This window comes from Streptomyces sp. AK08-02 (genome assembly GCF_033795085.1).
Classification (GTDB): domain Bacteria; phylum Actinomycetota; class Actinomycetes; order Streptomycetales; family Streptomycetaceae; genus Streptomyces; species Streptomyces echiniscabiei.
On record NZ_JARAZV010000017.1, the window covers coordinates 281,848 to 290,259 of the forward strand.

Below are 8,412 nucleotides of genomic sequence, written 5' to 3' on the forward strand. Positions count from 1 at the left end.
CACCCGGCCACCCGGCCACCGACGGGCATATGGGGCATGTCATGCGACATGCCCCATATGATCACTCCCCATGGGAGATACCCGGCTCACGCCCAACGTTCAGCGAAGTGCCAGTACCACCGCCTCGCGGCGGGCCGCCGCGTTCGCCGTCTGGTATCTGCGGGTCGTCACCTTCGTCAACCTGCTCAGCGCGGTGTGGGTCTCCTTCGGGAACGACGTACGGCGGCACAACGAGGAGAACTTCTTCACGCCGTACCTGCTGACCGCCGGCTTCGCCTCCGGTGTGTTCACGATGTTCCTCGCGATCACCATGCGGCGCCGCAAGCGGGCCGCCTGGATCCTGAACATCGTGATCAGCTCGCTGTTCCTGCTGCTGTTCGGCTTCGCCATGTTCTTCGCGGAGATCCGGGAGCACGCGCAGAACTGGATCTCGCTCGTCCTGACCGCCGCCTTCGTCGCCGCGCTCGTCGTGGGGCGGAGGGAGTTCTACGCCAAGGGCGACCGCTCCAACCCGCGGCTCGCCGCCGCCGTCGCGGTCGGCGGCCTGCTCGTCTGCTCCCTCCTCGCGGCGCTCCTGGTCACGGTCGCCAACGAGGCGCACGACACCCACCGTTCGACGTTCCTGGAGCGCTGGGGCTACGGCACGATGCGGCTGATCTCCGTCGCCGCCGACGACTCGGGCTTCGCCGGGATCTCCACGCCCAACTGGGTCGACGTCGTCATCAACGTCATCAGTACGGTGCTGATCCTCGCCGTCTTCTACGCCGCCTTCCGCTCCCGCCGTGCCGTCGACCCTCTCACCGAGGACGACGAGGCCCGGCTGCGCGCCCTCCTCGACCGGCAGGGCGACCGCGACTCCCTCGGCTACTTCGCCCTGCGCCGCGAGAAGAGCGTCATCTGGTCCCCCACCGGCAAGGCCGCCGTCACGTACCGCGCCCTGGGCGGGGTCTCCCTGGCCGCCGGTGATCCGATCGGCGACCCCGAGGCCTGGCCCGGCGCCATCGAACCGTGGCTCGCCGAGGCCCGCGCACACGGCTGGATCCCGGCCGTGATGGGGGCCGGCGAGGAGGCCGGCACGGTGTACGCGCGGCACGGCCTGGACGCCCTCGAACTCGGCGACGAGGCCCTCGTGGAGACCGCCGAGTTCACCTTGGACGGACGGGCCATGCGCACCGTCCGGCAGGCCTACAACCGGGTCAAACGGGCTGGTTACACGGTGCGCATCCGGCGCCACGCCGACATCCCGGCCGCCGAGATGACCTACCTCCTCCGGCGCGCCGACGACTGGCGGGACGGCGCCACCGAACGCGGGTTCAGCATGGCGCTGGGGCGGCTCGGCGATCCGGCCGACGGGCAGTGCGTGATGCTCGAATGCATCGACAGCCGCGCGGGCGAGGCGGGTGAGTTGAGGGCGCTGCTCTCCTTCGTGCCCTGGGGGCCGCGTGGGCTGTCGCTCGACCTCATGCGGCGCGACCGCGACTCCGACAACGGGCTGATGGAGTTCATGGTGATCGAACTTCTCCAGCGTGCGCAGGAGATCGGGATCACTCAGGTCTCACTCAACTTCGCGATGTTCCGTTCCGTCTTCGAACGTGGCGGGCGCATCGGCGCGGGGCCGGTGCTGAGGCTGTGGCGCTCGCTGCTCAGCTTCTTCTCCCGCTGGTGGCAGATCGAGTCGCTGTACCGCGCCAACGCGAAGTACCGGCCCATCTGGGAGCCCCGGTTCCTGCTCTTCGAGAAGAGCGCGGACCTGCCGCGCATCGGCATCGCCGCGGCGCGCGCGGAGGGCTTCCTGGAGGCGCCGGGACTGCCGAAGTGGGTGCACCGCAGGCACCTGGAGTCGAAGAGATGAGCACGTGGACGAACACGCACGGATGAGGACCGGGGCATGAGCACGGTCGTCCGCCTGGCCCGGGCCGAATGGGGGCGGCTGTACGTCACCGTCCGTGGGCCCCTGCTCCGGCGGCGGTGGCGGGCGCTGCCCATGACGCTCGGTGTCGTGTGTCTGACCGCGCTCGTCCAGTTCACGCAGAACCGGTCCTGGGGTTACGGATTCGTCCAGGACGTCGGTGCCGTCCGTGCCGAGGACCCTCTCGGGCTCGCCCTGCTGCGCACCCCGCTCTCCCTCTTCGTGCCCGCCCCCGACCTGCCGGTCTGGGGCGCCCTCGCGCAGATCCTGATCGTCTTCGGTCTCGCCGAGATCTGCCTCGGCTGGTGGCGCACCCTCACCATCGCGTACGTCGCCACCCTCGCCGGCACGCTCTACGCGCGCGTGGGCGTCGCCGTGGGCCCGGCGGGCTTCCTGGGGCTGCCCGGCACTGACGCGCACGTCGTGGACACGGGTCCGTCGGCGGCCGTGGTGGGCCTCGCCGTGTTCCTGGGGTGGCGCTACCGGGCGTATGTGACCGCGGGTGCGGTGATCGTCGCGATGGTGGTGGAGGTGGTCCTGAAGGACAACCTGGCGGGCAAGGAACATCTGGCGGCCATCGTGGCCGTACTCGTCCTGTGCGGGGTCTCGGCGCTGCGTCACCGGCGCACGGCGGGAGCGCGGGCCGGTTCGGGGTCGGGTTTGCCGCCGATCAGGTCCTGGACACGGCGCCGGGGGCCGATCCAGCGGCGGTCGTGGCGGTAGGCGCGCAGGGTCGAGCGTGAGCGGGCGCGGGGGCGGCGGCCGTAGAAGCGCTTGGCCCAGGGGGAGCCCGGGCGGGCCAGGCGGAGCGCGCAGAGGATCGCGACGAAGGGGACGATCACGCCGAAGATCGCCGTGCGGGCCTTGCCCTTGCTCAGGGCGATCAGCGAGAAGAGGAAGTTGACGCCGACGCTGGCCATGGCCTCGCCCCGGTTCTGGACGTCCTCGTCACTGAGGTCGTTCACCCCGAACGGCAGGAAGCCCAGGAGGACCAGCCCGACCAGTGCCGCCGTCAGCACCACGACCTCGACGCTCTGCCGGCCGGCCTCGCTCCAGTAGACGTCGTCCAGGTGCAGGATCAGCGCGAACTCGTCGAGCACCAGGCCCGCGCCCATCCCGAACAACACCGCGCACAGACCCGCGCCGAACCCGTGCTGCCCGCTGGTAACGGCCCCGAACCCGCCCACGACCGTCAGCACGACCCCGGGCACGACGTGATGGATGTGCATCCCGCCCGCCTTGACGTTCCCGAACGGTCCCTTGCCCGCGCGGATCATCCGGGTGACGACCCGGGTGATGAGGAACGTCAGTACGAAGGCGGCGAGCGCCAGGAGCAGCGGCAGCTTGCCCGGTTCGACGATGTTCCGATCCAGCCAATGACCCATGAGCGCACTTTATCCAGGTATCACCCGACAAGTACTGGTTGTACGCCGCCGACCTGGGCAGTTCCCAACCCGCCGGGTACTCTGCGCCGGTGTCCACGCCTCCGCCCCAGACCACGCCGTCCGGCCCGCTCACCCCTCTCACCGGGCTCCGGTTCGCCTTCGGGACGCTGACCGTGCTGCCGGTGAGGGTGATCCGCTGGGACCGGGACGCGGCGCGCGGCGGCATGCTGTGGGCGCCGGTGGTGGGCCTGACCGTCGGCGCGTGTGCCGCCGGGGTCGGGCTGGTCATGCTGTTCCTGGGCGCCGGCGCCCTGCTCGCCGCCGTCGCCACGGCCGCCGTGCCCGCCGTCCTCACCCGGGGTCTGCATCTCGACGGTCTCGCGGACACCGCCGATGGTCTCGGCAGCGGCAAGCCCGCCGAGGACGCGCTGCGCGTCATGAAGCAGTCGGACATCGGCCCGTTCGGTGTGCTGGCCCTCGTGTTCGTGCTGCTGGCCCAGGTGGCGGCGCTCGCGGAGGCGTACGGCGACTCCGGGGCCCGGGGCGCCCTCGCGGCCGTCGTCTCGGCGACCGCCGCCCGGCTGGCCCTCACCCTGGCCGCCCGTACCGGTGTGCCGCCCGCCCGGCCCGAGGGGCTGGGGGCGGCGGTGGCGGGAACGGTGCCCGTGCGCTCCGCGCTGCTGGTGGCGGTCCTGGTGACGATCGCGGCGGCCGGCTTCGGCGCGTTCTTCGGGGCGTTCGACATCGTCCGTACCGCCTTCGCGGTCATCGCGGGCTGCGCCGCCGCCGAACGCCTGCTGCAGCGCTGCACACGCCGTTTCGGTGGGGTCACCGGCGATGTCTTCGGCGCCCTCGCGGAGACGGCCGCGACGGCCGCACTGATCGTGCTGGCGTTGCGCTGAGGCTGCTCACGTTCGCGGGAATGAGCGAAACCGGCTGCCGAGCGTAGGCTCGTGCCGGGTGTACCACCCCCGGTGCCGACCGCCCTCCAAGGCCGGATTTAGGGTCGCTCGTCGGGCCTGGTCGACCCATTCCACTCGGCCACAGAGTCTCTTCAGACGGACTTTTCAGACGGAAGCGAGAAATCACCACCGTGACTGCTCTCACTCTCAGCACCGCTGCGGCGCCCGGCCTTCGGGCCGACGCGATCGTCGTCGGTGTCGCCAAGAGCGGCAAGGGCCCGGTCGTCGCACCGGGCGCCGAGGCCGTGGACAAGGCGTACGACGGCAAGCTCGCCGACGTCCTGGGGACCCTCGGTGCCTCCGGCGCCGAGGGCGAGGTGACCAAGCTGCCCGCTCCGGCAGGCTTCAAGGCACCCATCGTCGTGGCCGTCGGCCTGGGCAAGCTGCCCGAGAAGGACGAGACCTTCGGCGCCGAGGCCCTGCGACGGGCCGCCGGTGTGGCCGCCCGCACCCTCGCCGGTGCCAAGAAGGCCGCCTTCGCCCTGCCCATCGAGGACGCGGCCGACGCCGGCGCGATCGGCGAGGGCGCCCTGCTCGGGGCGTACTCCTTCGACGCGTACAAGGAGATCGGCAAGGACGGCAAGGACGCGAAGACCGGCAAGGGGCCGCTCGGAGAGGTCACCCTGCTCGGCGGCAAGCCGCGCGACGCCGCGTTCAAGGCGGCCGTCGCCCGTGCCACCGCCGTGACCGAGGAGCTCAACCGGGCCCGCGACCTGATCAACACCCCGCCGAACGACCTCAACCCGGAGGCTTTCGCCGCCGTCGCGCAGGCCGCGGCCGAGGAGCACGGCATCGAGGTGCTGGTGCTCGACGAGGAGGCGCTGGAGGAGGGCGGCTACGGCGGCATCCTCGGCGTCGGCATCGGCTCCGCCGCCGGGCCCCGGCTGGTGAAGCTGACGTACACGCACGAGGCGGCGAGCAAGCACCTCGCCTTCGTCGGCAAGGGCATCACCTACGACTCGGGCGGCATCTCGCTCAAGCCCGCCGGGCACAACGAGACGATGAAGTGCGACATGAGCGGTGCGGCGGCGGTCTTCGCCGCGGTCGTCGCCGCCGCGCGGCTCGGCCTCCAGGTCAACGTCACCGGCTGGCTGGCGCTCGCCGAGAACATGCCGTCAGGCTCCGCCACCCGTCCCGGTGACGTGCTGCGCATGTACAGCGGCAAGACCGTCGAGGTCCTCAACACCGACGCCGAGGGCCGTCTCGTCCTCGCGGACGCCCTGTGGGCCGCCTCGGCGGAGAAGCCGGACGCGATCGTCGACGTGGCGACGCTGACCGGCGCGATGGTGCTGGCGCTGGGCAGCCGGACGTACGGGATCATGGCGAACGACGACGCGTTCCGCTCCGCGGTGCACGAGGCCGCCGAGGAGGTCGGGGAGCCGGCGTGGCCGATGCCGCTGCCGGACCACCTGAAGAAGGGCATGGACTCGCCCACGGCCGACATCGCGAACATGGGTGAGCGGGCCGGCGGCGGGCTGGTCGCGGGGCTGTTCCTGCGGGAGTTCGTGGGTGAGGGGATCACCTGGGCGCACCTGGACATCGCGGGGCCCGCGTTCAACGAGGGGGGACCCTTCGGATACACCCCCAAGGGTGGGACCGGGACCGCGGTTCGTACGTTGGTGCGGCTGGCCGAGCTGACCGCTGCCGGCGATCTGGGCTGAGGGTGTTTTAGGGGGTTTGGGCAGCGGGACCTCGTGGGCGGGTAGTCCGGGGTCCCGCTGCGCCTCACAGCTCGATACCGGGTGCGGTCCGGCGGGTGCGGGTCGTGTGTGGTCGATCGCGCAGTTCCCCGCGCCCCTGAAGGTAGGACATCGCGCCGCCCTCCTACACGTGTGGGGCGTCTCTCACACAGGCCCGGCGTCTCGTCCGGCTCCGACAAGTGCGAAGATGGGCTCGGCAGGACAGGGCCCCCACCACAGGGCCGAAGGAAGAGCGGCCGGACACCAGCCGCCGCCCGGTCACTGACGACCGGCGTACGGCGCAATGCATGGAGGACGTGACGTGGCGAACGACGCCAGCACCGTTTTCGACCTAGTGATCCTCGGCGGTGGCAGTGGCGGTTACGCCGCGGCGCTGCGCGGGGCCCAGCTGGGGCTTGACGTCGCCCTGATCGAGAAGGACAAGGTCGGCGGCACCTGCCTGCACCGGGGATGCATCCCCACCAAGGCCCTGCTGCACGCGGGCGAGATCGCCGACCAGGCCCGCGAGAGCGAGCAGTTCGGCGTGAAGACCACCTTCGAGGGCATCGACGTCCAGGGGGTCCACAAGTACAAGGACGAGGTCATCTCGGGCCTGTACAAGGGACTCCAGGGCCTCATCGCCTCTCGCAAGGTCACCTACATCGAGGGTGCGGGCCGGCTCTCCTCCCCCACCTCCGTCGACGTGAACGGGCAGCGGATCCAGGGCCGCCACGTCCTGCTGGCGACCGGCTCCGTGCCGAAGTCGCTGCCGGGCCTGGAGATCGACGGCAACCGGATCATCTCCTCGGACCACGCCCTCGTCCTGGACCGGGTGCCGCAGTCGGCGATCGTCCTCGGCGGCGGTGTCATCGGCGTCGAGTTCGCCTCCGCGTGGAAGTCCTTCGGTACGGACGTCACGATCATCGAGGGCCTGAAGCACCTGGCCCCCCTGGAGGACGAGAACTCCTCCAAGCTTCTTGAGCGCGCGTTCCGCAAGCGCGGCATCAAGTTCAACCTGGGCACCTTCTTCTCGAAGGCCGAGTACACCGCGAACGGTGTCAAGGTCACCCTCGCCGACGGCAAGGAGTTCGAGGCCGAGGTGCTGCTCGTCGCCGTGGGCCGCGGTCCGGTCTCGGCCGGCATCGGCTACGAGGAGCAGGGCGTCGCGATGGACCGCGGCTACGTCCTGGTCGACGAGTACATGCGGACGAACGTCCCGACGATCTCCGCCGTCGGTGACCTGGTCCCGACGCTCCAGCTCGCGCACGTCGGCTTCGCCGAGGGCATCCTGGTGGCAGAGCGTCTGGCCGGTCTGAAGGCCGTACCGATCGACTACGACGGCGTGCCCCGGGTGACGTACTGCCACCCCGAGGTCGCCTCCGTGGGCATCACCGAGGCCAAGGCCAAGGAGATCTACGGTGCGGACAAGGTCGTCGCTCTGAAGTACAGCCTCGCGGGCAACGGCAAGAGCAAGATCCTCAAGACCGCGGGCGAGATCAAGCTCGTCCAGGTCAAGGACGGTGCCGTGGTCGGCGTCCACATGGTCGGCGACCGCATGGGCGAGCAGGTCGGCGAAGCCCAGCTGATCTACAACTGGGAGGCGCTGCCGTCCGAGGTCGCGCAGCTCATCCACGCCCACCCGACGCAGAGCGAGGCGCTCGGCGAGGCCCACCTGGCCCTGGCCGGCAAGCCGCTGCACGCCCACGACTGACCCTCGGTCGACGGACGACGACACAGACTTCCGCAATTTCGTAAGGAGCAACCGAAACCATGGCGGTTTCCGTAACCCTTCCGGCGCTCGGTGAGAGCGTCACCGAGGGCACTGTCACCCGGTGGCTGAAGGCCGAGGGCGAGCGCGTCGAGGCCGACGAGCCGCTGCTGGAGGTGTCGACCGACAAGGTCGACACCGAGATCCCCTCGCCCGTCTCCGGCATCCTCGCGTCCATCAAGGTCGCCGAGGACGAGACCGTTGAGGTCGGCGCCGAGCTGGCCCTCATCGACGACGGCACGGGCGCGCCCGCGGCCGCCCCCGCCCCGGCGGAGGTCGCCCCTCCGGCGCCCGCCCCCGCCGAGCCGGCCCCGGCCGTCCAGCCGTCCACCGAGCAGGCGGCTCCGGCCCCCGCTCCCACCGCCGAGGCCGCCTCCGGCGGCGGCTCCGCCGAGGGCACGGACGTCGTCCTGCCCGCGCTCGGCGAGTCCGTCACCGAGGGCACCGTCACCCGCTGGCTGAAGTCGGTCGGCGAGGAGGTCGCGGAGGACGAGCCCCTGCTGGAGGTCTCCACCGACAAGGTCGACACCGAGATCCCGGCACCGGTCGCCGGCGTCCTGCTGGAGATCGTGGTCGGCGAGGACGAGACCGCCGAGGTCGGCGCCAAGCTGGCCGTGATCGGCGCCCCGGGTGCCGCTCCGGCGGCTGCCCCGGCTCCGGCCGCACCGGCTCCGGCGCCCGCCGCCGCTGCCCCGGCGCCCGCTCCGGC

The 8,412-nt window shown here is 71.4% G+C and carries 7 protein-coding genes; 6 read left to right on the top strand and 1 reads right to left on the bottom strand.

The features are described from left to right. The first annotated feature begins 70 nt into the window (after positions 1-70). A complete protein-coding gene (locus tag PV734_RS33635; RefSeq protein ID WP_319293371.1) occupies positions 71-1,852 on the top strand; it encodes a phosphatidylglycerol lysyltransferase domain-containing protein in 1,782 nt (593 codons plus the stop codon). 36 nt (positions 1,853-1,888) lie between these two features. After that, entirely contained in the window at positions 1,889-2,632 is a 744-nt protein-coding gene (locus PV734_RS33640) for a hypothetical protein (RefSeq protein ID WP_319093490.1), read from the top strand. Here PV734_RS33640 and PV734_RS33645 read toward each other — a convergent pair. Continuing rightward, positions 2,527-3,294, bottom strand: coding sequence for a hypothetical protein (locus PV734_RS33645; RefSeq protein ID WP_319293372.1), 768 nt, complete (start codon positions 3,292-3,294; stop codon positions 2,527-2,529). The two genes, PV734_RS33640 and PV734_RS33645, sit on opposite strands and share 106 nt — an antisense overlap. An 89-nt stretch (positions 3,295-3,383) precedes the next feature. Between PV734_RS33645 and PV734_RS33650 the strand changes: the two genes are divergently transcribed. The 4 genes from PV734_RS33650 to PV734_RS33665 all read left to right on the top strand — a co-directional run. Next, the gene (locus tag PV734_RS33650) at positions 3,384-4,196 is read left to right on the top strand and encodes an adenosylcobinamide-GDP ribazoletransferase (protein WP_319093488.1); all 813 of its coding nucleotides are present in this window, start codon (positions 3,384-3,386) and stop codon (positions 4,194-4,196) included. A gap of 191 nt (positions 4,197-4,387) precedes the next feature. Further along, positions 4,388-5,917, top strand: coding sequence for a leucyl aminopeptidase (locus tag PV734_RS33655; protein ID WP_319293373.1), 1,530 nt, complete (start codon positions 4,388-4,390; stop codon positions 5,915-5,917). Positions 5,918-6,257: 340 nt separating this feature from the next. Beyond that, positions 6,258-7,646, top strand: coding sequence for a dihydrolipoyl dehydrogenase (gene lpdA / locus PV734_RS33660; RefSeq protein WP_319093486.1), 1,389 nt, complete (start codon positions 6,258-6,260; stop codon positions 7,644-7,646). 59 nt (positions 7,647-7,705) lie between these two features. After that, on the top strand, positions 7,706-8,412 hold a 707-nt coding region (locus PV734_RS33665; RefSeq protein WP_319293374.1), incomplete at its 3' end, for a biotin/lipoyl-containing protein.